This window comes from Novosphingobium sp. PhB55 (assembly GCF_004368805.1).
GTDB lineage: Bacteria > Pseudomonadota > Alphaproteobacteria > Sphingomonadales > Sphingomonadaceae > Novosphingobium.
This window is the reverse complement of the sequence record NZ_SODQ01000002.1, coordinates 500,919-526,014: the sequence shown is the minus strand read 5'-3', so window position 1 is coordinate 526,014 and position 25,096 is coordinate 500,919. Positions and strand designations below refer to the sequence as shown.

The following is a 25,096-nucleotide window of genomic DNA, read 5'->3' as shown; positions in this document are numbered from 1 at the left end:
TGGTGGCGGCATTTCTTGCCGCATGGTGCGTGACCGGGCCTGCTCTGGCAGAGGATTTCGCCGTAGTGGGCGCCCGGATCTATGCCGATCCCCAAGCAAAAGCTCTCGAAAATGGCGTCGTGATCGTCCGCGACGGCCGGATCGCCGCCGTCGGCTCCCGCGCGCAAGTATCGGTGCCCCAGGGGATGAAGACCATCCCGGGTGCAGGACGCACGCTCGTCGCGGGTTTCTGGAACAGCCACGTCCATCTGATGACGCATGACTTGCTTCACCCGGACGCGGCCGACCCTGCGAAACTTGCAGGGCAACTGCGTGACATGTTCACGCGCTGGGGCTTCACGACGGTGTTCGATCTCACTTCCAGCACCGCCAGTGCGACCGCGCTACGGCGCATGATCCGGGAAGGACGGTTTGCCGGGCCGCAGATACTCACGGTAGGTGATCCCTTCTTCCCGAAGAACGGCACGCCGGTCTACGCGCGTCCGGTCTATGAGGCGGAGCATATTGCGGTGCCCGAGATACGCTCGACGCCAGAGGCCGTAGCGCGGCTCGATCGGCAGGCGCAGGCGGGTGTGGACGGCGTGAAACTGTTCACCGGCGCCATTCTGGGCGCCGAGGACGTCATGGTCATGCCGGCAGACCAGATCCGCGCGCTGACGGCCGCAGCGCATCGCCATCGCCTGCCGGTCTTCGCGCATCCCACCAATCGCGAGGGCATGAACGCGGCGGTGGAGAACGGCGTCGACGTGCTCGCCCACGCCACGCCGATCGCGGGTCCCTGGGATGCGGCGCAAGTGCGCAACTTGGTCTCGGCCCATGTCGCGCTGGTGCCGACGATGATGCTGTTCGAAGTCTATCCGGCAGACAGCACGCCTGTCGCCACGGTCGTCCAGCAGGTCCGCGCAATGAGCGAGGGCGGCGGCGAGGTCCTGTTCGGCACCGACGCCGGCTTCATGGACGTGTTCGACCCAAGCGCGGAGTATCGCCTGATGGCGCAGGCGATGGACTGGCGCCATGTGCTGGCGGCACTCACCACCACCCCGGCGCGGCGCTTCGGTCAATCCCATGAGCGGGGCCGGATCGCGCGGGGATTGGCAGCCGACATGGTCTTGCTCGATGGCGACCCTGCACTGGACACGGCGGCCTTCGCAAAAGTCGCCGTGACGATCCGCGCAGGGGAAATCCTGTCCTCGATGGAGTAAGGGTGTGCACGTCATCCACCTGCCGGCACGAGCCGCTGGTCGCGGCGAGCGCTATCGCGAGAAAACTGCCGCGCCGGAGACCACGAAAGGAACGGCAGGCAACTATCCTTCGACTGCAAAGTCCCTTGAACCGCTCACACAGTCATCGCGGTAGCTTTCCCGTTCCCGCGTGAGGATGGGACCTGGTGATGGGTCGTGACCGTCGCCGATATGCCTTGTTCCTCCAGGGCACTTATGGCCTGTTGCACTACGGACGTGGCTTGGACGCCTACCAGACACTCCCTTATGCGTCTCGCCTCATCCACGTAACTCGCGCCCATTTTGTCGACGCCATCCAGAATTTCCGCGGCAGTGGTGCTTCTTATGTCGAAGACGTAGTCTTGCTGCTGGAAGAGTGCCGCAAGGTCAGTATATTTGCTGGCCCATCCGAGCACGACTGCAGGGACACCGCTTCTGTAAGCGAACACCACCGAGTGATAGCGCGACGCGACGACATATTTGAATCGCGCGAGGATGTCGATCAGCTCCGGGCTTGAGAACTCTCCGGAAATTACCTGAACCTTCTGGCTATTTCTCACTTTGCCAAGGACTTGCTTGACCAGATCCGTGTCAGCGGTGGACGTGTTCAGAATGTAGACGTTTTCGCCATTTTCGAGCAATCTCTGGAGCATTTTCGCATAGAGATCGATTACCGCGGAAGCGTCACCGATCCTGAATACGTTCTTGTTTATAATGAAGCCCACGGAGTTTGGCGCCGGATAATATTCTTTTACGTCTCTGTGCCTGGTGGAGATTTGGCTGGCGCTGGGGAAAATCTTTTCCCTTATCACCATGTCTGCCGACAATTCGACATTCTGCAGGCCAAGAGACGTCAGGCATTCATACCCCTCGCACTCGCGCGCATATATCTTCAGGGGGTAGGTCAGTTCTTTCTTCACCTCGTCGATGAAGTCGGAATCGTCTTTCTCACCCCAGTCGAATGGACCGAAGCTCTGCGGCATGAGGATGATCTTTTTGTTGAACCGGCGAGCGATCCTTATTGTGTCCAACAACATCCGCCCGCTTTGCTTGGGCCACCCGGAGCCCAGCGTGTATCCACTCGCATCGAAGATAGCATCCGCTCTTTGCAGGGCCTTCTTCATGTCCGTGATCTTGTTGCGCCACTTGTCGCTTTTCCTGAGGTATCCGACGATGCCGGTCGCTATCGGCACCAGGAACGGCACCTTGTACAAACCGTATCTCAAAGCAGGGCGCGTGAAATCGTCGTATGGCAGCAGCGGGAAGGTATACTGTTCCGGATCGTCGTATTTGTTCGCGAAACCGATTACCTCGCATTCGCCGTAGATCGATTTCAAGGAATAGCTCAGGGAGAGAAACATGGCCTGCGCGCCTTTGTTTCTCATCTGGATGCCGGTAATGATGAACGTCTTCATATTGCCGACCCTGCCCCTTGATAATTGATCCGTCTCAACGTGTCGGCACCAGTCATGTTCTGCTCCGAACGTCCCACCGGTCCGTACCAGTGACTGAGCGATTGGCCACTCATCTGCTCTAATACCTCGATCGAGGGACCATAATAATCGTTAAGACGCTTTCGCAACTCATCGGTTAGCGGCGGATACTGGGTTTCTCGCGCGATAAGATTGCGAACGGTCCGGAATGCGGTGGTGCCTCGCAAGGGACGGGCGATCGGTTTCATCCAGGCAAGACGCTTGCGCAATCCTGCGGGCACGACCGGCACCGTCTTGTCCTTCACTTTATCCTGCCCGCCCGGTGCCAGGGGCCGCGGCGGCAAGCCCAGATGCGCCCGGACCCGCGACATCTGCGTTTCCGGGTCGCCCGCCACACCTTCGAAGAAGAGGGTAAGAAGGGCCTCACGCCCATAAAGCTCGATATAGGACTGCAAATGCGAGGCAAAGTTGCCGGCAACCAGGAACCGCAAATTCTCGCCCAGCGAGGGATCGAGGTAGTTTCCTATATCCCCCCCAACCTCGCCGCGCCGGAACAGCATGCAGTAGTCGGAATAGGCCCGCTCGACCGGATTGCGTAGCTGCACGATCAGTTTCACATGCGGCAGGTGGCGGTGAAGGCGGGCCGCTGCTTCGGGCACATAAAGGTAGGAGTTGGATTTCTCGCCGACGATCCTGCCGGCCCCTTCCTCGCTGAACTGCGACAGATACCAATCTTCTCCCCGGCCGTATTCCCTGGAAAAATAGTGCAACTCCGGATCGGGCATGTAAACCGCCGGATCCGACTGCAGCTGTGTCTGAAGCCAGGTGGTTGCCGATTTTGCGGCGCCGATAATGATGAAGTCAATGTTATCGAACTGCATGGGATACTGGCGCCTCCGGTTGATGCGCTGGTACGGGGAGCGGTGAACCTCGACGATACCGCGCAAATGCGGTCCGGCTTGCGTGAGCTGGCTCCGGCAAGCACTGTCCTCGGGGTTTCAATCGGCCATGTCGCGCTCGGCGTTGGAACGGCCCGTGCCGACGCGCACGGCATAATGGCAGCGGCCACGATTGTCCTGCCGGGCACACCGAATGTATTTACCGAAGATCGCTGAATCGCGGCGCACACCAACTCCCAAATTGCGTTTGGAAAACATAGGTGAAGCGCAGTCGAAACAAGAAATGTTCTTTTGGCTTAGACCCAATGCGTCCGTTAAGGTTGTTCCGCAAGCAGGGCCACGCGCATGGAAGATGATTCTGCCTTGCGACCTGTTCGCCAGACAGTGTCAGGAGGGCCAGCCGGAGACCATTTCGCGGGAATCCGCAGGTCAGACACCCGCGCCGGAGCTTCGGATGTTCTCCCTTACTCCGGATAGGCGTTCAGCAGGCCCTGCTTGCAGCGCCGTGCGCGACAATGGCGGGGCTGCCGGCTCCCATTGTCCCGGCAGGCTTCGGCCATGCCCACGAAAAAGCCTCGCCGGGTGTGTTCCGGCCTTTGCGGAACGGCGTTGGTAGAATCTGCCAGACCGATGGCGGGTTAACCCCGATACCAAATACGCTGCACCCAACTACCACTTTCCCCCGCGAGCGCAACGCTGCCAAAGGAGGAATGCGATGCCCAACGGTAAGCCTAACATCCTGGTCATCTGGGGTGACGACATCGGTATGTGGAACGTGGGTGCCTATACCCATGGCATGATGGGAGATACGCCGAACATCGATCGTATCGCCAAGGAAGGCATGATCTTCACCGATCATTATGGCCAGCCGAGCTGCACCGCCGGTCGCGCGGCTTTCATCACCGGCCAGATGCCGGTCCGCACCGGCATGACCACGATCGGCATCCCGGGTTCGCCGCGCGGCCTTCAGAAGGAGGATCCGACTCTGGCGGAAGTGCTGAAGGTTGCCGGGTACAAGACCGGCCAGTTCGGCAAGAACCACCTGGGCGATCGCAACGAATTCCTGCCCACGGTCCATGGCTTCGACGAATGGTTCGGGAACCTCTACCACCTCAATGCCGAGGAAGAGCCGGAGGAGCTCGACTATCCGGGCCAGAAGGATCCCGAATACAAGGCGAAGTATGGCCCGCGCGGCGTGTTCCACGCCTGGGCGACCGAAGAGGACGATGACACCGACGACGGCATCTTCGGCAAGCGCGGCAAGCAGAAGATCGAGAATACCGGCCCGCTGACCCGCAAGCGGATGGAGACGTTCGACGGCGAAGTGCTTGGGCACACGATCGACTGGCTCGACCGCAACAAGGAAGGCCCGTTCTTCTGCTGGTTCAACACCACCGCGATCCACATCTGGTCGCACCCGCAGAACAAGTACATCCAGCAGGCCGTCGACGAAGGGCGCGCCGAGGAAGATGTCGTCCGCGCGAAGATGCTGGAGCATGACGAGCAGATCGGCGTCCTGCTCAAGTGGCTCGACGACAACGGCCTCGCCGACGACACCATCGTCATCTACTCGACGGACAACGGCAACGAGCTGATGATGTGGCCGGACGGCGGCTATGCCCCGTTCCGCGGCGAGAAGGGCACCACCTGGGAAGGCGGCGTACGCGTGCCCATGATCGCGCGCTGGCCGGCCCAGATCCCCGCCGGCAGCAAGTCCAACGCCCTGCAAAGTCACGAAGACGTCTTCGTCACGCTGGCAGCGGCCGCCGGGCTGACCGACATCAAGGAAAAGCTCCTCACCGGCACCAAGCTCGGCGACAGCGAGATCACTTACAAGGTGCATCTCGACGGGTTCAACCAGCTTGACGTGTGGAAGGCCAAGACCGTCAAATCGGCGCGCGGCGCATACTTCTACTATGACGAGACCGACCTGACGGCAGTGCGCGTCGGCAACTGGAAGATGCATATCGGCATCAAGAAGGAAGGCAGCTGGTGGAATGCCAAGTACTGGCCTTCGGTGCCCTACATCTTCAACTTGCGCATGGATCCCCTGGAGAAGATGGATCCGGAAAGCCACGAATGGGGCTACATCGGTCGCAAGTTCGTCGCCAAGAAGCTCTGGGCGCCGACCGCGGCAACGCCCTACATCGCTGAGCATATGAAGAGCATCAAGGCCTATCCCCCGCGCCAGGGTGCCGACTCGCTCAGCGTGCACGTCGCGCTCGAAAAGGCGATGGCCATGCTCGACAATCCGGGCGCCAGCAGCAACTGATCGCGCCGGGCTGATACCAGCGTAACCGAAGGGGCCGGATCCACGGGAACCGGCCCCTTCTCGCGCCGGGCGACTTCCGCGCAGCCGCCGCCAGGCCCCGCGCTTGCCCCGCGCTTGCCCGCTTGCCGAGCTTGATTGCCGACGGCCCTCGGCCTAGCCTGTCTATTCTTCAGCAGGATGCGACGATTTGAACCGCGAAGCAGACGATCCGATCCGCGCTTTCTACAACGCTCATCCCTATCCTCCGCCGGTGGCAAATCTCGATCGCGCCCGCGCCCTGTGGAGCGAGCCGAACCGGCTGCGGGGCGATTTCCACTTGTTCTGGCCCGACCGGCCCTATCGCGCCGATATCGACATACTCGTCGCAGGCTGCGGCACCTTCCAGGCCGCCAAGCACGCAGTCTGCCGCCCGCAGGCCCGCGTCACCGGGATCGATGTCAGCGCCACGAGCCTCAAGGAAACCGCGCGGCTCCAGCGCCAATACGATCTCACCAACCTCACCACCGAACTGCGCGGCATAGAGGATGTGGGCGGCATGCAGGACCGGTTCGACCTGATCGTCTGCACCGGTGTCCTGCACCACCTCTTCGATCCCGAGGCCGGGCTGCGTGCGCTGCGCGCGGTGCTGAAGCCCGGCGGCGTGATCTACCTGATGGTCTACGCACCTTACGGCCGCACCGGGATCTACATGCTGCAGGACTATTGCCGCCGGCTGGGGATCGGCACCTCCAGGCGCGAGATCGCCGAGTTGGTCACGGCGGTCCAGGCCCTTCCCCCGCAGCATCCGCTGATGTCGGTCCTCGGCCAGTCGCGGGATTTCGAAAACCTCGATGCCCTGGCCGATGCCTTGCTCAACCCGCGCGACCGGGCCTACGACGTACTACAGCTGTTCGAGGCCCTTGCGGCGAGCGGCCTGTCGTTCAACCGCTGGTACCGGCAGGCGCCCTACCTGCCCCAGTGCGGCGCGATGGCGCAAACACCGCATGCGGCGAAGATCGCCGCACTGGATCCGGCCGCGCAATATGCGGCGATGGAACTGTGGCGCGGGGCGATGGCGACCCATAGCCTCATCATCCGCGCGGATGACGAGACCGACCACGCCCCTGTCCAGTTCGACGATGGGCGCTGGATGAACTACGTCCCGATCCGCCTGCCATCCACCGCCTGCGTCGCCGAGCGCCTGCCGCCGGGGGCCGTCGGTATGCTGTTCAACCGCAATCACTGGTTCCACGACCTGATCCTGCCGATCGGCCCGGCTGAAAAGGCGATGCTGGACGCCATCGATGGCGAACGCACGATCGGGCGGATCGTCGAGATCGCAGGCGGCGCGGCAAAGGATCGTGCCCGGGCCTTCTTCGAGGCCCTGTGGTCCTACGACCAGATCACGGTCGACGCCTCTGCCGCGCGGAGCTAGCGACGGCGCCAAAGCGCGCTTGCCGGGCGCGGGGATCGACGCCATTACGGTAGCCGATGTTCGGAGCGGCTTCACCAGGCGGTCCCCGGCCATAGCCCCTATCCACGCGAAGATTGCTGAACTCGACGGAGACAGATCATGACATCGTGCCCCCATAGCAGCACCATCAATCAGGTCACGCCCAGCGCGCGCGGCTGCGAGGAATGCCTCAAGATCGGGAGCCCCTGGCTGCACTTGCGCATCTGCCGCAGCTGCGGCCACGTCGGCTGCTGCGACCAGTCGCCGCACCGCCACGCCACCGCGCACTTCCACGCGGCGCACCATCCGATCATCGAGGGATACGACCCGCCCGAGGGCTGGGGCTGGTGCTACGTCGACGAGGAAATGATCGACCTGCCCGACCAGACGCCGCAGCTGGGGCCGATTCCGCGCTACTACTAGGGCGTGAACGCAGGCACCAAGGCGGCCGCGGGGCGTTGAGCAGTCTCCCGGTCGTTGCATGATGGAGCCCTTCCTTGGAAGAAGCCGCTGGTTGGATCGCCCCCGCCGCAACGATGATCGCGGCCATGATGACCGCGTCCAACCTCGGCGCCCGCGTGACGGGATGGGGCTTTGTCGTGTTTACCCTCGGCTCCATCGCCTGGTCGGTGATCGGCCTCTCGTCCGGCCAGACCAACCTGCTTGCCACCAATGGCTTCCTGACGCTGGTGAACCTGATCGGCGTCTGGCGCTGGCTTGGCAAGCAGCGCGCCTATGAAGACGGCGGCAAGTCCGCCGCCGAGGCGAGCCGGCGCTCTGCCTCTCCCACGCTGTTCACCGCCAGCGGGATCGCCGGAATGCCCGTGACCGCCAGAGACGGAACATCGATCGGCAAAGCCGTCGAGGCGCTGATCGCTTGCGAGGACGCGGCGCTGAGCTATGTCGTGATCGCGTCGAGCGGCGTCGGCGGGATTGGCGAGGAGCTGCGCGCCGTCGCCCGGGCGGACCTCACCTTTGCGGGCGACGCTCTGAAACTGCGGCGCGAAGCGGCCTGGTTCCAGGCCTTGCCGCCGCTGGCCGATGGCGACTGGCCGCCCGCGCCGGAGTGAAGGCCGCTGCCAGGGCGCCCTGCGAAAACTATCGGGGAACGATGGCAGGCCCAGCGCCGGGCGAGGAGTCCTGCGTGATCCACACCGGGTTCGAATAGAACCACCGATCGGCATCGGGGTCTTCGCCCTCTGTGTCGAGGGCCGGTTCGCCCTCTCCGGTATTGGTCCCGCGAAGCCGGATGTAATAAGGCGTCGAGGCTGGCGGCAGCGGGAAATCGACGACGACCTCGCCCTTGTTCACCTGCTTTTCCGACAGCACAAAGCGCTTCGCCACATGGCTGTCCGGGACACCGGCCCGCACGGAGCCCAGGATCACATCGACATGATGCAGCGAACCGCGACGCGCGGCACTCCCCGCACGGCCGGGCAGGCGCAGGCGGATGGTCATCGTGGCTCGCTCGCCCGGCGCCAGCGAGACCGTGTCTCCCAGCTCGACCGCCTCACGCGCGCCATCGCGGTGAGACAGCGCGAGCGAAAGGCCCGTTACGAGATTGCCCGTCGTCACGAACATCCGGCCGTTCCGAAGTCCATCGAGGAGGTCTGCCGCATTGCGGCGGGCATGGACCCAGGTTCGGGCATATTCGCCCGGCCAGAAATCGGCGCCGCCCTCGCTATAGTGCCCATGCGAGTCCGAACCGATGGTGATCCACCAGTGACGGCCCTCGGCCAGCATGGCGTCCCAGGCGCCGCCGAGCGTGGCGGTCATCTGGTCGAAGCCGCCCATGGTGGGATATCCGCCGTAGAGCCCGCGCGATCCGTGCGCCTTGTCTGCGCCGGACGCGGGATGCGCGGCCTGATGGCCCGGCGCCCCTTCCATGCCCACCGCCACCTTCGGCGCCGCCTCCATCCAGGCGCGGAACTCTTGCGGGTCGTGAAGACCCCATGTGCCTTTCCCCGTGGCCGTTCGCGAGGGATGGTTGGCCAGCAGCACCGGCGGGCGGTTCAAACCGGCCATGAAACGCAGGGCTTCCAGCATCTTCGGCTTGGTATCGCGTGCGGCATCGGTGGGCCAGGCGTCGCGCTCCGCAAATCCCGCCTCGATGCGGCGCAAGTCTTCCCGCTCGTCCGGCCCCATGGGCATGACCAGGCTGGCGTGCTCGCCGCCCGGCGTATCGAACTCCAGCCCGTAGAACAGCATCAGTTCGGGAAAGTCCTTGCGCACATCCTCCAGGGCCGGCCAGCCAAGGCGGTATTGCAGCGCCGAATGGCCGGGGCCGCCGTGATCGGTGGAGACCATCCAGTCCAGGTCGAAGCGGCGCGCCATCTCGGCATTGCGGCGGATCGTGTGGCGGCTGTCTCCGCCCAGGACCGGCTTGGGCAGAGAGCGGGGATGGCCCGGGTCCGTCTGCCAGCCGGCGCTGAATTCGCTGTGGACGTGGTGATCGCCGGCAAGCCATTCGCGCGCGCCCAAGTCGGGTGACGCCTGCGGGGACGGGGATGGCGGCGATGCGGCCGTGAGCAGGAACGCGGCGCAAAGCAGCGCGGAGATGCGGAGCATGAAAGGCACTCGTTTTCGGAAAAAGGCCGTGCGGGTGGCAGCCTGGCGGCGCCACCCGCACCGCGTCGTTACAGGCTCATGCGCGCCGTCAGGCGGATCGTGCGGCCATAATCGGTGTAGCCGCCGAACCAGTTGTTGGCCACGAACTGGCGCTGCTTGGCATTGGTGATGTTGATGCCCTGCAGCGAGACCTTGATATGGTCGTTCGCCTTGATGCTGACGCTGGCATCGAGGCTGCCGAAGGCGCTGTCGTTGATCGAGAGATTGTCGTTGGTCCCCACCGACTGCAGCACCTTGCCGCGCCAGCTATAGCTGACCCAGGCCTCGAAGGGGCCGTTCTCGTAGAACCCGGTGAGGTTGTAGCTGTGCCGCGCAATATTGGCGAGGTCGTCCTTCAGGGTGTCGCTGTAGCTCGCCCTGGAATCGGTGAGCGTGTAGTTCGCCTGAAGGCCCAGGCCGTCCAGCGGCGCCGGCAGGAAGGTCAGCTTGTGCTGGAACGCCAGCTCCAGGCCCTTCACCGAAGCATTGCCGCCATTGGTGGGCGCGGTGAGCATGTAGGTCTGGCCGTCCACCACGAAGTCGGAGACCTGGTTGTACACGAACGTGCCGATGTCCTTGTAGAACAGGCTGGCGCTGATCACGCTGCCCGCCGCGAAGTAGTATTCGAGGCCGGCGTCGTACTGCCAGGCCTGGAAGCGCTGGAGTTCGGGGTTGCCGCCGCTCGCTTCCAGGATCGTGCCCGAGGAGTTCAGCGTCAGGCGCGGGGCCAGGTCCGAAAGCGAGGGCCGGGTGATGACCTTGGCCACGGCGAAGCGCGCAATCAGGCCGTTCGCCGGCTCGATGACGAGGTTGGCCGAGGGCAGGAAGTCGTCGTAAGTGGACGTGAAGCTGACCGGGATTGCGGCCGTGCCGTTATCGGCGTAGCCTTCCGAGGTCTGCCGGGTATGGGCATAGCGCAAGCCGAAGTTGCCGCGCACCGGCATCGTGCCCAGCATGGAATCGAAGTCCGCCATGGCGAAGGCCGACGTGATTTCCTCGCCGATGCGGTAGGAGTTGCGCAAGTCCGAGCGGCTGGGCGTCGAGGATTCCAGGGCGCTCTTGTTGCTGTCGTTCCAGAACGGATCGGGGTCGGGCTGGACCCAGGTGGTCGGCAGCGAGCCGCTGGTTCCCGACAGGAAGTCGCCATAAGGGAAACGGTTGAAATACGTGCCGTCGAAATACTGGCCGGCCAGAGAGGTGAGGTTCACGTCGCGCCGGTCGTAATCGCGGCTGCGGTCGCGATACTTGGCGCCGAACGAGATCCGCGTCACCGGCCCGAATTCGACCGGGCGCTCGGTGGAAAGGCCGAAGGCATGTTCGGTGTCCACCGAACGCACGTCGCGCCATTCGACGCGGCGGAAGGGAAGCTGGCCCGGATCGTCGAGATCGGCTTCGAGGAAGTCCACGCTGGGCACGTTGGTGCCGGTGGCCTTGGGCATCGTCACGGCAACGAGGCCGACCGGCCCGAGCAGGCGGGTGCGGGTGATCGGAGCGCTCGTCTCGCTGACCGCGCGGGTGAGGTATGCGGTCGGATGGAAGGTCCATGCACCGGCCCGCACATCGCCGCTGAGGCCGAGGAACCAGTTCTGGTGCCGCATGTCGGAAACTTCGCGCCCGATCTGCGTGGTGCCCTCGCTCGTCGCGCTCACCAGCGCGCCGTCCTCGATCACCGCCGTGCCGGGGACGATCGAATCCACGTCGATGTCGGCCGAATAGGTCAGTTCGTCGTAGTGGTCGTCGAGGCGGGTGTAGAAGCCTTCGAGCGTCAGGTTGACGGCATCGCTGGGCGCGAACTGGACGGCGGCGTTCACCGCGTAGCGCTGGCGGTCTTCCTCCTCCAGCGTCGGGCGCACGGCGGAAGGCGCGATGATCGGGCCGCTGTCCGCCACGCCGTCGCCGTCAGTGTCGATGCCGTCCGGCAGCGACTGCCAGCCCACGCCGGTGATGCGGTCCTGCCGCAAGGTGCGCTGCGCGTAGGAACCGGCCAGCAGCAGGCCCAGCGTCTCGCTGTCGTTCTTCCAGCTGACGAGGCCCGAGACGTTCGGATCCACCTTGTCCGCCTTCTCGACGTAGCTGGCCGTCGCGGTGCCGATCACCGTCCCGGCCTTGAGGTCGAGCGGCTTGAACGTGCGGATGTTGACGATGCCGCCGATCGCGCCCTCTTCCAGGTCGGCCGACGGGCTCTTCACCACGTCCACGCCCGAGATCAGTTCCGAAGGGATGGTGTCGAAGCGGAACTGACGGCCGCTCTGGCCGCTGTCGCGCACGTTCTCGTTCACGGCGATCGACTGGCCGTTGAGCAGGGTGACCTGGAAGTTCGGGCCGAGGCCGCGCACCTTGACGAACAGCCCCTCGCCGCGATCCCGCTCGATGGTGACGCCGGGCAGGCGCTGAAGCGATTCCGCGATGTTCTGGTTGGGGAACTGCGCGATGTCGACGGCCTCGATGGAGTCGACGACATTGTTCGCCTTGCGCTTGCGGTCCAGCGCGCCGGCGATCGATGCCGAGTACGTGCCCTGGACCAGGATTTCATGGCCCTCACCGCCGGCATCGGCGGTGGCCACGGGCGCAGGCGCCGCAGCCACCGCCGTCAGCGCCACCTGTGTGCGCGCGGCCACGGATGGGCGGTAGAGGATCGCGGTATCGCCCGAATAGCGGACCGAAAGGCCGGTGCCGTCCAGAAGCTTGCGCAAGGCGGCTTCGGCGCTGCTGCGGCCGGCCAGAGCCGGCGCGCTGCGGCCGCGCACCAGGTCCGGGCGGAACACGATCTCGATCCCGGTCTGGCGCGACAGGTTGCGCAGCGCAGAGGACAACGGCTGTGCCGCCAGGTTCACCTCGTGAAGCTGATTGGCCGGTGACTGGGCATAGGCCTCTACGGCATTCGCCGGCACCGCGAACAAAGCACACGACACGAGAAAAGCGGAACGGAAATTCTTGAACACAGGCCCTCCAGAAACCGGGAAATGGTGTCTTCCAACGGACGACAAGACATTTCCCGAAGAAGAACCCGGACAATGTTTTTTATTAAAGTTTCAAGTAGTTATTATTACATATCAATTACAGTGACAGTTTTATTTCAATGTGACCCCGTCATTTCGCGATGCGATATCCCTCAGCGGTGCGGCTGGCATGGAAGCCGTAGACCGGCCCCAGCTTGGCCAGCAACTGTTCGGGCTGGGTGATGCGGAAGCGGCCGGAGACCTGCACTTGCGCCAGTTCCGGATCGACGACGATTCGGGTTCCGGTGCGCTGCTCGATCAGCTGCGCCAGGGCGCCCAGCGAAACGCTCGCCTCGTCCACCCAGCCGCCGCGCCAGTCCTGCTCCGTGCCGGGGTCGAAACGGCCGATCGTCACGTCGCGCCCCACGGTGACGCGGGTACCGCGCCGCACGCGCATGGTGGAGGCATCGGCGGCAGGCGCGCGGATTTCCACGATGCCGTCGAAAACGTCCACCCGCGTATCGGCAGGCATCTCGCGGATCAGGAACCGGGTCCCGACGACGCGAACACCGGCGCGGTCGGTGGCGATCAGGAAGGGGCGCGCCGTGTCGTGAGCGACTTCGAAAAGCGCCTCGCCTTTCGTCAGGGCGAAATGCCGGGCGTCCCTGGCGAAGCGGACTTTCGCCTCGCTGCCGCCCGCCATTTCGACGCGGGTGCCATCCGGCAGCTGGACCAGCAGGCGTTCGCCGTTCTGCGTCTTCAGCGTCATTCCATCGGCAAGGCGCGCATCTTCCCCCGTGGAGGGCGTGCGGCCGAAGGGGTCGATCAGGCTGGCAAGACCGATCACCAGCAGGATCGCCGCAGAGGCCGCCACCAGTTTCGGGGCCGCACCGCGGATCAGCGCTTCGTGCAGCCAGCGCCCGCCCTGCGCCAGCGCTTCCTTCCACCGGGCGCCGCGCGGTTCGGGGACGTAGCGCGGCACCAGGCGCATGGCGGCAACGAGGTCGTCGTCGGCATAGAGGCTGTCGGCCAGCATATATTCCAGTTCGTGCGCCGGGCTGCGCGCCAACCAGTCCCGCAAGTCCATGCGCTCGGCTTCGCGCATGCGGCCGGTGTGTTCGCGTGCCACCCACCACGCCGCCTGCGCCCGGATTTCGTCCAGCCGCTCTTCGTAGCTGCGAAAGGCTCCGATCCGGATCACCATGGCCGTTCGCCCTCGATCATGTGCTTGTCCTGATAGGCCCGCAGCGAGGCAAGGGCCCGAACGACGTGTTTCTCGACCGCGGCGGCAGAGAGGCTGAGCGCCTGGCCGATCTCCTGGTAGGACTGGTTTTCCAGCCGCCTGCGGATCAGCACCTCGCGCCGCAGAGGCGGCAGCGTTTCCAGCGCCCGGCGGAATTGCTGCAGACGGTCGCTGTCGAGCGCGGCGCGCTCCTGCGAGGGCTGCTCATCCACGAAATCGTCGGCGAAATCGTCGCCCAGGCCCGCGACCATGCGGCTTTCGCGCCGCTGGTGGTTGATCAGGAGGTTGACGGCGATCTTGAACAGCAACCCGCGCGCATTGCGCACTTTCTCTCGCTGCTGGAACTCCACCAGCCGCACGATCGCATCCTGCGCGATGTCGTCCGCCAGGATCAGGTTGCCGGATTTGCGCGCCAGGAAAGCCACCAGGGCGGCGCGCTCGGAGGAATCTATCTCGAACGAGGCAGGCTGGACCGTCATTGCGGCGGCAGGATTCCGACCCGCCCGACGGTCGGAATGCACGGACAGGTCATGCTCAAATCAACTCCTGCGAAACCGGCGGCGCCGATGGCCCTGACGATAGACAATTCGGACCCCCCAACCCGGACAGCGCCACACCGTTTGTTGCCGGGTGTTTTTGGCCCATCGCTTGTGGCCCATCGTTTATGGACGGGTGTTCGTCGCGGTTCGAAAGTCCGCCTCTCAGGACGCGGAATATGTCGTGTGCATGGCAATTGGGCCGGAAAGGCAGGAAAGATCGGGTGCGGCCGCCCCGCTCAACGGCCCCGGCCGATTACTGCGGCCCCGCGCACCGGAAGCTGGCGGCGCGCTTCGGGTCTCCGCTGCCAAGGTAGCGTGCAGCCTCGGGATAAGGGCAGAGCGGGCGCTCTGCCGCGACTTTGCCGTTTTCGCGCTTGATCGACAGGATCGCGCCGGGGGCCGTGCCCGTGTCGAGCCAGCGTTCCAGCGCGGAGAGCATGTCGTGCTCGGGCGCCCGGTCCAGGCCCTCGCCGCCGGTGGCGCCGAACAGGTCGGGACCGGTGCCGCCCACGCAGTGGTCCATGCCCGGCACCATGTAGAGCCGCAGGAAATCCGACACCGCGCCCATCCGCGCCGTCACCGCGTCGAAATAGCCGGTGGTCGATTGCGCCAGCACCAGCGGATCGGCCCAGCCCTGGTACATCAGCAGCTTGCCGCCCCGCGCGCGAAAGGCGGTGAGATCGGGATTGTCGGCATGGAGGTTCATCACCCGGTCGATGGCGGGCAGATCGTCGGCAATGCGGAAGGTGGCGGCATCCCAGGCCCGGTCGCGATGAACCCCGTCTCCGAACAGCGACACCGCCAGATAGGGAGGCCCCGGCGTGAACGGCTCGGGCAGCGGCGTGGCGCTGACGGGAACGCCCGGCAGGATGCCGGAATCGATGCGCTTGCCGTTCTCGTCGTGAAGCGGACCATAGATCCGCCGGGCGAATGCGATCTGCGCGGCGCTGAGGCACGGGCCGGAGCCGGGGCGGCAGAGCAGTTCGCCCAGGTCGAAACGGCAGGCGGCCGGGTTCGAGACGAGACCATCCCTGACACCGTCGTCGCCATCGCACCGGGCGGCGCCCCTGCGGGCCACGAGCGTCCAGTCGGCCGCGGACATCAGCCCGGCATGGCGGCGGTGCTCGATCATCTCCCACATGCGCCGCGCGCTCATGGCCGGGGTGTTGACGCCGGGTGCGCCGGCCAGGATGCCGTCGTAGTCGCCGGGATAGCGCTGCGCCTCGGTCATGGCCTGGCGGCCCCCGCCCGAACAGCCGGAGAAGATCGCGCGGCGCACCGGCTTTTCGTAGAAGCCGGCGATCGCCGCCTTGGCCTTCACGGCCAGCAGGTGATTGGCGCGCTCCGCATAGTTCGCCGCGCGCTGCGGATCGCCCAGCAGCCAGTGCGGGTCGCTTGCCTTGTGGCCGGTGTCAGTGCTGGCGGCGGCATAGCCGCGCGACACGCCGCGTGCCAGTTCCCGGTAGTTGAAGCTGCCCGCCTGCCCGCCGACGCCGCCGGTCAGGAGATGGCCGTTCCACGCCCGCTTCACCGGCAGCCACAGCTCGAAGCCGATCTCCTTCTCGATCACGCCTTCGATCCGGCAGAACCCGGCCTGCACTTTCGGCGCGCGGGCATCGGGAGAGGCAAAGCCGCTCCCCGCCGCGACCGGGGTGGCCCGCGTGACCCGCAAGTCCGGCACCGCGATCCGGGCCGCACCGTCGCAGGCCCCACCCGCCTCCACCGGCCCCGCGCCCAGCGACAAGGCCGCGAGCAGCGCCAGCAAGGTCATCTCAGCCTCCCTTTGCGGGGATCACGGGAAGGGCAACCGAGGAGGCATGGGCCCGGTCGAAATAGACGGTGATGCGCGGCGGGGTGGCAATGTCGCGCGCGCGCTCGCGGTGGTCCGAACCGGTGACGGTGATCTGCATGCGGTGGCCCTTCCGGAACACCCAGGAGGTGGGCATCATGTCGAAGTGCAGGCGAACCGCCTCGCCCGGCTTCAGCGGCTGGGCGTCTTCCTTGTACGCGCGGTGCCAGGGCACGCCGGCCGGCATCTTCCAGGGCGACGGCGCCTCCTTGCGCAGCGAGGCCTTCAGCCGCCCTTCGGTAACGACATGCACCGCACCGTCCGGTCCCACGTCTTCCAGGTAGGCGAAGACATTGGCGTCGGGCTGGTCGGCCGAGATCCAGAGGTCGGCGATGGCATTGCCGGTCACCTCGGTATCCGCCGGAAGCACGGCGCCCGCCATGCTCACCCCGTTGCCCGCGACATGGCAGGGCTGCACTTGCGATCCGGAACCGGCATCGGGGCACTTCACGTCGTAGTTGGCGGTGAAAGTCACCGGCTTGCCGCGCCCCGCTGCGGCCGAGAGTTTCGCGCCGTCGAGGAAGAAGGCGCGCATCTGCGTCTGCCTGAGCGGCCAGTCCGTCGTCGCCCGCCACTCGGTGCCGGGGGCGGCGTTGACGGTGAAGTAGTGGATCGGCGCGTCCTTCTCCACGCCGGTCTCGATGCCCTTCAGATAGCGGTCGTAGAAGCGGTGCATCTCTTCGAGCAGCGCGAAATCGTCGCTGTTGCAGTGCTTCCACGGGCCGATGACGACGCGCGATCCGGGAATATTGGCATGGGCGATGAAGGCCTGGTCGCGCAGTTCGTCATTCCACCCGCCCTGGATGTAGAGCGGCACCCCGCCGAGACGGATCTGGTCGGCATAGCTGGACGCGCTGCCTTCCGCCCAGAACCGGCTGGCGACCAGAGACGACCAGCTGTCGCGATAGGGAAGCTGCTTCCACATGTCGTAGAGCGGCGTGGAAAGCTGGTGTTCCTCGGCGGCCTGGCGCAGGATCACCTTGTTCTCGTCCCCATCGACGGGCGAGACCTTCATGTCGTCCTCGATCGTGCGGGTCGGGCCGGTGCCCCACTGCGCGAAGATGCCGCCGCGGCGGAAGGCATCGTACTTGTTCCAGGAGAAGCAGCCCGCGAAGACCGCCTTGAGCGCGGGCGGACGCATGGTCATGACATGCATCGCCGCATCGCCGGTGTTCGAGCAGCCGTAGACCCCCACCTTGCCGTCCGACCAGGGCTGCGACGCCAGCCACTGCGTCATGTCGAAGGCGTCCTGTGCCTCGTTGCGATCGTGATAGCCGCGTCGCACGCCGGTGGACTGGCCGTTCCCCCGCCGTGCCACCTGCACCACGACATAGCCGTAGCGGGTGAGTTCCTGGATGCGGCGATAGTCGCTCACCCGCTCGCCCGCCCCGTCGGCGGTCTGCTGCGAGATCGACAGCGTGTGGTGCCAGATCACCGGGAAGCGGCCGTCGACCGGCTGGCCGTTCCTGGTCGGGCGGTCCACCCGGATCGCCAGCTTCACCCCGTCGCGCATCTCCACATAGCGCGAGGAGGACGCCATGCCGTCATAAGTGGCAGCGGGCTGGTAATGGCCGAAGCTGCTCTGCGGGGCCTGGGCATGCGCCGTCCCGGCGGAGAGGACTGCCATAACGAGAGAGGGGGCGAGAAGAGATGCGGACAGCGGCTTCATCATTTCAGAGTACTCTCGAATGGAAACACACAGGATCAGGCACGGGGAGCAGGCGGATCACTGCACCGGAAACTGGGCCTCGGCATCGCGGCGGGCCTTGGCCTTGAGCGCGGCGGCATCCTCGGGCAGCAGCCAGCGCTGCTTCACCATGGCGTCGACTTGCGTATCGTAGCGGCGGAGGAAAGCCTGCGCCGAGCCGTATCGGGCCTTGAGCGTCGCGGCGTCGAGGTTCGTCCGCACGAAGATCGGGCGACCCTTGGCAGGCGTGCAGGCAGGCAGATCAGTGCCCTTGTAGGGGCCGTAGGAGGCCAGCGGCACCTTGAACTCCGCCACCGGAAGCCCGCCCACCGGATTGCCCGTGGCATCGCGGCGGATCTTGTCGCCGTCCCACGCCAGCAGCGGCGCGTGCGGCGGCGCAACGCCCTTGTCCGCCCATTGCCGCAAGTTCTCGACCGCCGCGCGCGCCAGTGCGCCATGAGGGACGTCGCTGATCGGCAGGCGGCAGGTGTTGAGCGCGTCCTCCCCCTTCACGCCCGCCAGCGGATAGCCCTTGGCCGCCAGCTGCAGGAAATTCGGGCGCTTTTCGCGCGGTGGATTGCCGTCGATCATGCTGGCGCTGTGGACCACCGCGCCGAGCTGGTAGATCCGGTGCGCCCCCACTCTGGCGTCGCTGTCGGGCGTCTGCGGGCCGGGGCCGGTGCCCACCTCGAACTCGGACATGAATTCGATCACCGGCACGTCGATCGGCTTCAGGCTGCGGCGCGGATCGTCGTTGCGGGTCTGCGCTTCCTCGCTGTTGAGCGGGATATAGCCGCCGCCATTCCAGCGCGAGGATATGCCGATCAGGTAGCCGTCGAACACCGGCCTGCCGTTCGGCAGGCGCGCGCGGTCATGGAAGCCCTCGTTGATGAAGGTCCGCTGGACGCTGCCGGTGAAGGACCAGCCGCCCACCAGCATGCGCCGAACCTTCAACCCGCGCAAAGGGTTCTCCGCGCGGTCGCTCCGTAGCAGGGCGCCGATATCCGCCATGACCTGATAGCGGATGCCGTCCTCCTTCGGCCACTGGATCGCGCCGTAGCGCCGGGGCTCGAACCACTGGAGCACCTGGCTCTGCGCGGTCGGCACCGGTCCCTTGGCCGAAATCACGCGCGAGGGCGCATCGTCGCCCAGCCCCGCCGCCACGTAGATGTCGCCATGCGCCATCATGTAGCCGCACATCGCCACCCAGTGCGACGTGCCGCCCTGAGAGGGGTGGATCGGCTCGAAATGCACGACGCCGCTGAACTTCGCGGGATCCTTCGGGCGCCGCACGATGATGCGGGTGCCATAGGGAATGTCCTTGGCCAGCACCGCCAGCGCGCCCGAGGGATCGCGCCGGTAGGCATCGGCCGTGCCGTGGAGGAAGTATTCCTCCTCGACATAGCCCGCCGCGGCCAGGTCCACGGCCGGTACCGCGCCCGGCACCCAGGCCGTGTTGTAGACCTGGCTGTCCGCCGTGACGGGGATCGGGCCGTCGACCTTGTCGATCCCCGCCCAGGCCGGGACCGAGGCCGTGAGCGCCCAGGCCAGGATCATCATCGGGCCGCACACCGCCCGGCGCATCGGACCCGCCATCAGAACGTCTTGCTCAGCGAGAGGGAGACCATGCGGCCGATGGCACTGGTGGTCTGCGGATCGAAGCCGCCGCCGCCGCCGTTGGAGGTCGGCGCAAGGTCCACGAACGGCGGGTCACGGTCGAACAGGTTCTGCACGTCCAGCCCGATCTTCACGCCCTCGGTGCCGGGAATGCCGGTGCCCTCCAGATCGTAGGACAAGCGCAGATCCACGGTGGTGTAGGGCTTGATGCGCTCGACCGGGGTAACATACGTGTTGTTGTAGCCGTTCTGCCAGGCCACCACCACGCTGCCGTCGAACCCGCCCTTGGACCAGCCGGCGATGCCGCGTGCCCGCCACTTGAGCGGATAGTCGATATTGTTGGCCTGATCGATCACCGGGCTGTCGGGCGTGATGCCGACCTTGTAGGTGAAGAAGTGCGTGCCCCGCAGCGAGAAGCGGAGGTCGCCCGCGCTCTCGGTCGGGATCGGGACCGAAAGCCCGAAGTCGAGACCGCGCGTGATCGTCGTGCCCAGGTTGCTGGGGCGCCCGTCGATGAAGACCCCGGCCGCCTGCGCATTGGCCGCCGTGCCGCCGTTGACGTTTAGCCCCGAGGCCACCAGATCCGCGATGCGGGACTGTGCCGCCGCGCCCCGCGTGATGATCGAGCCGAACAGGTTTTCCTGACGCAGCACGTTCAGGTTCGACAGATATCCGTTGATCTGCCCTTCGTAGACGATGTCGAAATAGTTCAGGCTGAACACGGCGCGCGGCAGGAAGGCCGGCGAATATTCGCCGCCGAACGACCAGGTCCGCGCTGTCTCGGGCTTCAGATCGGTATTGCCGCCCGAAAGCGCCACGCCCTGCACCGTGGTGCCGGCAGTGGGGTCGTAGTAGTTCTGGATATAGAGCTGGGTGCCGCCGGCACTCACCAGCTGCGTGAGCAAGGGCGCGCGGAAGGATTCGCCGTAGCTGCCGTGCAGCTTCAGGTCCGCCACCGGTTCCCAGTTGATGCCGATCTTGGGGTTCTTGGTGGTGCCCACGTCGCTGTACTTGTCGATGCGACCGGCCACGTCGAGCTGCAGGCTGTGGAAGCCCGGGATGGCATTGCCCGGTCCGAAGATCGGCACCAGCACTTCGGCATAGGCCGACTTCACGTTGCGCGAGAGGCGGAGGTCAGTGCCGGTCTGCGCTTCCAGCCGCCCGCGCAACTGCCCCGTGCGCAATTTGAGCTGGTAGTATTCCGCGCCGATGGCCAGCTTCACGTCACCGCCGGGCAGCGTGAACAGGGTGCCGTCCAGCTTCGCCTCCGCCGCCTTCATGCGGCTGATGCCCTGCGTGGTGCTGACGTTGTTCATGATCGCGGCGATCACGTCGGGATCGTTGACCGAAGTGCCGAAGGGGTTGAAGGCGGTGGCCGGGTTGCTGCTGGCCAGAGCGGCGGCCAGAGCGGCGGAATCCGTCTGGCTGCCCTGGGTGAACACCCTGTCCTTGTTCCAGCCGTAGCTGCCGTAGGCGTCCAGCTGCCAGTCTCCGAACAGGTCCGCGGTGATCCCCGCCGTGCCCTGGATCGTCTTGGAGGTGATGTCCGAGGTCGAATAAGGGCCGTAGTCGTTGACGAAGGAATACTGCACGATCTCGCTGGCGGGGCTGGTTCCGGCGGGGGCCACGAAGAAGGCGTTGCTGCGCGGCACGTTCAGGTTCTGCGCCGCCACTTGTCCCCGCCGCAGGGCGTCGCGCCGAGAGGCATAGACATCGGCGTAGAAGCGGATCCCGTCCGTGATGTCCTGGTCGAAGTTGATGGTGCCCGCGTTGATCTCCTGCTGCGGCACCAGATCGATGGCCTTCAGGTTGTCGCACTTGTTGCTGGTGCCCGCGACGAGGCCGCCCGGCGTCGCGCCGCCCGCGGGGATCGCATAGCTGCGGCCGCCGGTCACGATATTGCCCGGCGCGCACTGGGTCACGCGGTAGTCCGCACCGCCGCGCGCGGTCAGGTCGGCGCCGTAGAAGTCGCGGTCCTGGCCGCTCAGGTTGCTGCGATACGTGTGCTGGAAGGTTGCGGTGACCTGGCCGGTCGACCACTTGTGGCCGGCGATCATGCCGATCTGGCTTTCCAGGTAGTGATCCGCGACGCCGTGCTGGACCTCGATCTGCGCGCCTTCGTAGTTCCGGCGCAGGATCAGGTTGGCAACGCCCGCCACCGCGTCAGAACCGTAGACCGCCGAGGCACCGTCCGCGATCACTTCCACCCGCTCGAGCGCCAGGGTTGGGATGGTGGAGGGGTCGATCGTGGCCCCGGTCGTGCCTTGCGGCACCGCGCGGCGGCCGTTGATGAGCGTCAGCGTGGCATAAGGGCCGATGCCGCGCAGATTGATGGAGTTGCCATAGACCACGTTGCCCGCGCCGCCCGCACCGCTGCGGCTGGTATCGGAAACGCCGTAATTGGTGATCTGCGGGGTTTCCTGAAGCACCTTGATCGTGGTGGTCGCCGCCGACTGCTCGATCTCCGCGCGGCCCACGGCAACAAGCGGGGAACCGACCGGGGCGGCCCCGCGAATGCTGGTACCGGTGACGATGATTTCCTGGATCGTCGGCGCTTCGGCTTCCTCTGCCTGCGGCTGCGGAGCCGCATCCTGGGCCCAGGCCGGCGTCGCCACGAGCGCGAAAACGGCCATGGCCCGACGCGAAACCAGGCGGGAAACGGGGTGACGCAAGGTAATGCGTGACATGTATTGACCTCCCAACCCGGCAGCACCGGGCATTTATCGTTTCGGCGATCTCACCGGCGCGAAGGGAGCAACAGCAGGGTGCCCGACCGGGCACGACACGACCTCTCCACCCGTCGCAGCGGCGTTATCGCCGTCCGCAGGCGCTCCTTGGCGCCATCGACAACACAGTGATGGGGCCAGATCGTGGAGATTGTCACCTATCTTTTGAGAGGACGGTATTGTTTTTATTTATAGCGATATCCCCGGCTCGTCATAAGCCAGATACATACGGTCCAGCAGCTCGCGCAGAAGCGCCAGTTCGGCCTTTGTCAGCTGATGCAGAACGGCATCTTCCGTTTCCGCCAGGATCCCGAACAGTTCGTCCAGATAAGTCTTGCCGGCTTCGGTCACGAACAGCGCATGGCGGCGGCGGTCGGTGGGCGAACGTTCGCGCACGGCCAGTTCGCGCTTCTCCAGCTCGTCCACGATCTGCACCGTGATCGACTTGTCCAGGCCCACCGCCTTGGAGAGTTCGTTCTGTGAAATCCCCGGATTCGCCGCCACGATCGAAAGCGAGGAGAACAGGCCCGAGCGCATGTTGCGATCCGCCGTCGCCGCGGCGAAATCCCGCGAGAGCTGGTTCTGGATTCGCCGCAGGCGAAAGCCGATGAATTCGTCGAGCCGGCCGAGCTTGATGCCCGAATCCGCTGCTTGCGCCTCTGCCCGCTTGCTGCCGCCGCGCGTCACTGTTCCGTCCCTGCCTTAATCTGGTTTAGTGTAGTTGACAGATAGTTGAATTTCTCTACCATCATGCCGATCGCGTTATTAGACGGTTGAACCGCAGGGCTGTCAATAAGGCGGCCTTCAGGAGAGGAAGATGCAGAACGACCTGGACACAGGCGAGGAATCGCCTCCGGCGCTCGAAAAGCCCGAAGCGGAAAGTGCCGCGACACGCGCGGCCTATCTCGTCGGCGGCACCGGCCTGTTCGTGGCCATGGCCACCGACGCCATTGCCGTACTGGGCCGCCACACCGGATTTACCCTGCTGGGCTCGATCGAAGTGGTCCAGACCTGCATCGTCCTCATCGCCTCATCGGCCATGATCTTCGCGACGCTCAAAGGCTCCCATGCCGCCGTCCACATCCTTACCGAGCGCCTGAGCGCCCCCACCGTCCAGCGTCTGGCCCGCGTCGCCTCGGCGCTGTCCGCGGCCCTGTTCCTGGTCCTGGCGGCAGGCTGCCTCTGGCTCGTCGCCGACCTCTGGAACGGTCATGAGAGGACCGAGTTGCTGCACATCCCGATCACCCCGCTGCGCCTCCTTCAGATCGCCGCGCTGGCCTTCGTCGCCCTGCTGTTCCTGCGCAACGCGCTTCGCAGGAGCGCACGATGAGCCCGGAAATGATCGGACTTCTCGGCATTGCCGCACTGCTGGCGCTGCTGGCGGCCGGCGTGCCCATCGGCGCGGGCCTTGCAGGCGTGGGCCTGCTCGGCCTGGCCGTGCTGATCTCGCCCGAGGCGGCCGTGATCAAGGGCGGCGTCGTCGCTTTCGAAACCGTGATGAAGTATGAACTGGGCGTCCTGCCGCTGTTCCTGCTCATGGCGCACTTGTGCTTCGCGGCGGGCGCCAGCCGGGACTTCTTCGACGTCGCCGCGCGCTTCGTCGGGCACCGCAAGGGCGGATTGGCGCTCGCCTCCATTGCCGGATGCGCAGGCTTCGGCGCGATCAGCGGCTCCAGCCTCGCCACCGTCGCCACCGTGGGCGCGGCCGCCCTGCCGGAAATGCGCCGCGCCAAGTACCAGCCCGGCTTCGCCGCCGGTGCACTGGCCGCGGGCGGCACGCTGGGATCGCTGGTTCCCCCTTCGGGCGCGTTGATCGTCTTCGGCATCATCGCCGAACAGTCGATCGGCAAGCTCTTCGCCGCCTCGATCATTCCCGGCCTGACCCAGGCGCTGTTCTACATGATAACGATCAGCGTCCTGTGCCACCTCAACCCCTTGCTCGGCCCCAAGTCCGAGCGTGTGGGCTGGCGCGACCGCCTGATCGGCATCGGCCGCATCGTCGACGTCATCGCGCTGGTGGTGTTCGTGATCGGCGGGCTGATGATCGGCTGGTTCACCCCCACCGAGGCGGCTTCCGTGGGCGTGGTCGCGGCGCTTGGCCTCTGCGCCCTGCGCGGCGCCTTCAACCGCCAGGCCATCGGCAGCGCCGTGGCATCCACCCTGCGCACCTCGGGCATGATCTACGTCGTCATCATTGGCGCCATTCTGTTCGCGACCTTCATCAGCACCACCGGCATCGCCGACGTCATGTCCGCCTGGGTGCGCGACATGCACGCCAGCCCGGTTCTCGCGATCATCGCCATGGCCCTGCTGCTGCTGCTGCTCGGCTCGTTCCTGGACGGTCTGGCACTGATGCTGCTGACCACCCCGATCTTCCTGCCGATCGCGCAGGAACTGGGCTACAGCGCGATCTGGTTCGGCATTTTCCTGACGCGCACGATGGAGATCGGCTTCGTCCATCCTCCGCTGGGCCTCAACGTCTACGTCATCCAGGGCATCGCCAAGGACATCCCGCTTTCCGCGATCTTCAGAGGCATCCTGCCGTTCCTGCTCGCGGACTTCCTCCATCTCGCCCTCATCATCGCGGTGCCCGCGCTGACCCTGTGGCTGCCCAGCGTGACGGGAGGCTGATC

At 65.6% G+C, this 25,096-nt stretch carries 19 protein-coding genes; 8 read left to right on the top strand and 11 right to left on the bottom strand.

The features are described 5' to 3' along the window. The first annotated feature begins 29 nt into the window (after window positions 1–29). Window positions 30–1,202, top strand: coding sequence for an amidohydrolase family protein (locus EDF57_RS06615; RefSeq protein ID WP_166675191.1), 1,173 nt, complete (start codon window positions 30–32; stop codon window positions 1,200–1,202). A 134-nt stretch (window positions 1,203–1,336) separates the two neighbouring features. On the opposite strand, the gene EDF57_RS06610 is transcribed toward EDF57_RS06615, so the two are convergent. Further along, on the bottom strand, window positions 1,337–2,635 hold the full coding sequence (locus EDF57_RS06610; protein ID WP_134093548.1) for a polysaccharide pyruvyl transferase family protein: 1,299 nt from the start codon (window positions 2,633–2,635) through the stop codon (window positions 1,337–1,339). Continuing rightward, window positions 2,632–3,534, bottom strand: a complete 903-nt coding sequence (locus EDF57_RS06605; RefSeq protein WP_134093547.1) for a sulfotransferase — start codon at window positions 3,532–3,534, stop codon at window positions 2,632–2,634. The genes EDF57_RS06610 and EDF57_RS06605 overlap by 4 nt, the downstream gene beginning before the upstream one ends. A 42-nt stretch (window positions 3,535–3,576) precedes the next feature. Here EDF57_RS06605 and EDF57_RS06600 point away from each other — a divergent pair, with 42 nt between their 5' ends. From EDF57_RS06600 to EDF57_RS06580, 5 genes are all read left to right on the top strand, one after another. Further along, window positions 3,577–3,768 (top strand): hypothetical protein, encoded by a 192-nt coding sequence (locus EDF57_RS06600; protein ID WP_134093546.1) that lies wholly within the window; start codon window positions 3,577–3,579, stop codon window positions 3,766–3,768. A gap of 499 nt (window positions 3,769–4,267) precedes the next feature. Then, complete coding sequence (locus EDF57_RS06595) at window positions 4,268–5,824, top strand: arylsulfatase (protein WP_134093545.1); 1,557 nt, start codon at window positions 4,268–4,270, stop codon at window positions 5,822–5,824. A 187-nt stretch (window positions 5,825–6,011) separates the two neighbouring features. Further along, window positions 6,012–7,238, top strand: a complete 1,227-nt coding sequence (locus EDF57_RS06590; protein WP_134093544.1) for a class I SAM-dependent methyltransferase — start codon at window positions 6,012–6,014, stop codon at window positions 7,236–7,238. Window positions 7,239–7,376: 138 nt separating this feature from the next. Continuing rightward, entirely contained in the window at window positions 7,377–7,679 is a 303-nt protein-coding gene (locus EDF57_RS06585) for a UBP-type zinc finger domain-containing protein (protein ID WP_134093543.1), read from the top strand. A 113-nt stretch (window positions 7,680–7,792) separates the two neighbouring features. Next, window positions 7,793–8,326, top strand: a complete 534-nt coding sequence (locus tag EDF57_RS06580; protein WP_134093747.1) for a PRC-barrel domain containing protein — start codon at window positions 7,793–7,795, stop codon at window positions 8,324–8,326. Between the two features lie 28 nt (window positions 8,327–8,354). Here the strand turns inward: EDF57_RS06580 and EDF57_RS06575 are convergent, their stop codons facing one another. From EDF57_RS06575 to EDF57_RS06535, 9 genes are all read right to left on the bottom strand, one after another. Then, the gene (locus tag EDF57_RS06575; RefSeq protein ID WP_134093542.1) at window positions 8,355–9,824 is read right to left on the bottom strand and encodes a phosphoesterase; all 1,470 of its coding nucleotides are present in this window, start codon (window positions 9,822–9,824) and stop codon (window positions 8,355–8,357) included. Window positions 9,825–9,892: 68 nt separating this feature from the next. Next, a complete protein-coding gene (locus EDF57_RS06570) occupies window positions 9,893–12,775 on the bottom strand; it encodes a TonB-dependent receptor (RefSeq protein ID WP_243840920.1) in 2,883 nt (960 codons plus the stop codon). 178 nt (window positions 12,776–12,953) lie between these two features. After that, complete coding sequence (locus tag EDF57_RS06565) at window positions 12,954–14,006, bottom strand: FecR domain-containing protein (protein WP_134093540.1); 1,053 nt, start codon at window positions 14,004–14,006, stop codon at window positions 12,954–12,956. Beyond that, the gene (locus tag EDF57_RS06560; RefSeq protein WP_134093539.1) at window positions 14,000–14,524 is read right to left on the bottom strand and encodes an RNA polymerase sigma factor; all 525 of its coding nucleotides are present in this window, start codon (window positions 14,522–14,524) and stop codon (window positions 14,000–14,002) included. The genes EDF57_RS06565 and EDF57_RS06560 overlap by 7 nt, the downstream gene beginning before the upstream one ends. A 313-nt stretch (window positions 14,525–14,837) precedes the next feature. Further along, window positions 14,838–16,355, bottom strand: a complete 1,518-nt coding sequence (locus EDF57_RS06555; RefSeq protein WP_134093538.1) for a tannase/feruloyl esterase family alpha/beta hydrolase — start codon at window positions 16,353–16,355, stop codon at window positions 14,838–14,840. A 1-nt stretch (window position 16,356) separates the two neighbouring features. Then, window positions 16,357–18,060: a CocE/NonD family hydrolase gene (locus EDF57_RS06550; RefSeq protein WP_134093537.1), complete on the bottom strand. Its 1,704-nt coding sequence runs from the start codon at window positions 18,058–18,060 to the stop codon at window positions 16,357–16,359. Window positions 18,061–18,159: 99 nt separating this feature from the next. After that, the gene (locus tag EDF57_RS06545) at window positions 18,160–19,716 is read right to left on the bottom strand and encodes an alpha/beta hydrolase domain-containing protein (protein WP_243840919.1); all 1,557 of its coding nucleotides are present in this window, start codon (window positions 19,714–19,716) and stop codon (window positions 18,160–18,162) included. After that, a complete protein-coding gene (locus tag EDF57_RS06540; protein ID WP_134093536.1) occupies window positions 19,716–22,424 on the bottom strand; it encodes a TonB-dependent receptor in 2,709 nt (902 codons plus the stop codon). The genes EDF57_RS06545 and EDF57_RS06540 overlap by 1 nt, the downstream gene beginning before the upstream one ends. Before the next feature lie 228 nt (window positions 22,425–22,652). Then, window positions 22,653–23,150, bottom strand: a complete 498-nt coding sequence (locus EDF57_RS06535; protein ID WP_132267272.1) for a MarR family transcriptional regulator — start codon at window positions 23,148–23,150, stop codon at window positions 22,653–22,655. A gap of 130 nt (window positions 23,151–23,280) precedes the next feature. On the opposite strand from EDF57_RS06535, the gene EDF57_RS06530 reads away from it, so the two are divergent. Together EDF57_RS06530 and EDF57_RS06525 are read left to right on the top strand one after the other, a co-directional pair. After that, on the top strand, window positions 23,281–23,793 hold the full coding sequence (locus EDF57_RS06530; RefSeq protein ID WP_134093535.1) for a TRAP transporter small permease: 513 nt from the start codon (window positions 23,281–23,283) through the stop codon (window positions 23,791–23,793). Then, window positions 23,790–25,094 (top strand): TRAP transporter large permease, encoded by a 1,305-nt coding sequence (locus EDF57_RS06525; RefSeq protein ID WP_243840918.1) that lies wholly within the window; start codon window positions 23,790–23,792, stop codon window positions 25,092–25,094. The genes EDF57_RS06530 and EDF57_RS06525 overlap by 4 nt, the downstream gene beginning before the upstream one ends. Window positions 25,095–25,096: the final 2 nt, after the last annotated feature.

Excerpts from the sequence above, each read along its gene's own strand:
- EDF57_RS06540 (WP_134093536.1), bottom strand. The coding sequence starts at position 22,424 with ATGTCACGCATTACCTTGCGTCACCCCGTTTCCCGCCTGGTTTCGCGT.
- EDF57_RS06545 (WP_243840919.1), bottom strand. The coding sequence starts at position 19,716 with ATGGCGGGTCCGATGCGCCGGGCGGTGTGCGGCCCGATGATGATCCTG.
- EDF57_RS06555 (WP_134093538.1), bottom strand. The coding sequence starts at position 16,355 with ATGACCTTGCTGGCGCTGCTCGCGGCCTTGTCGCTGGGCGCGGGGCCG.
- EDF57_RS06530 (WP_134093535.1), top strand. The coding sequence starts at position 23,281 with ATGCAGAACGACCTGGACACAGGCGAGGAATCGCCTCCGGCGCTCGAA.
- EDF57_RS06585 (WP_134093543.1), top strand. The coding sequence starts at position 7,377 with ATGACATCGTGCCCCCATAGCAGCACCATCAATCAGGTCACGCCCAGC.
- EDF57_RS06575 (WP_134093542.1), bottom strand. The coding sequence starts at position 9,824 with ATGCTCCGCATCTCCGCGCTGCTTTGCGCCGCGTTCCTGCTCACGGCC.
- EDF57_RS06550 (WP_134093537.1), bottom strand. The coding sequence starts at position 18,060 with ATGGCAGTCCTCTCCGCCGGGACGGCGCATGCCCAGGCCCCGCAGAGC.
- EDF57_RS06565 (WP_134093540.1), bottom strand. The coding sequence starts at position 14,006 with ATGGTGATCCGGATCGGAGCCTTTCGCAGCTACGAAGAGCGGCTGGAC.
- EDF57_RS06610 (WP_134093548.1), bottom strand. The coding sequence starts at position 2,635 with ATGAAGACGTTCATCATTACCGGCATCCAGATGAGAAACAAAGGCGCG.
- EDF57_RS06525 (WP_243840918.1), top strand. The coding sequence starts at position 23,790 with ATGAGCCCGGAAATGATCGGACTTCTCGGCATTGCCGCACTGCTGGCG.
- EDF57_RS06605 (WP_134093547.1), bottom strand. The coding sequence starts at position 3,534 with ATGCAGTTCGATAACATTGACTTCATCATTATCGGCGCCGCAAAATCG.
- EDF57_RS06595 (WP_134093545.1), top strand. The coding sequence starts at position 4,268 with ATGCCCAACGGTAAGCCTAACATCCTGGTCATCTGGGGTGACGACATC.
- EDF57_RS06560 (WP_134093539.1), bottom strand. The coding sequence starts at position 14,524 with ATGACGGTCCAGCCTGCCTCGTTCGAGATAGATTCCTCCGAGCGCGCC.
- EDF57_RS06580 (WP_134093747.1), top strand. The coding sequence starts at position 7,793 with ATGATCGCGGCCATGATGACCGCGTCCAACCTCGGCGCCCGCGTGACG.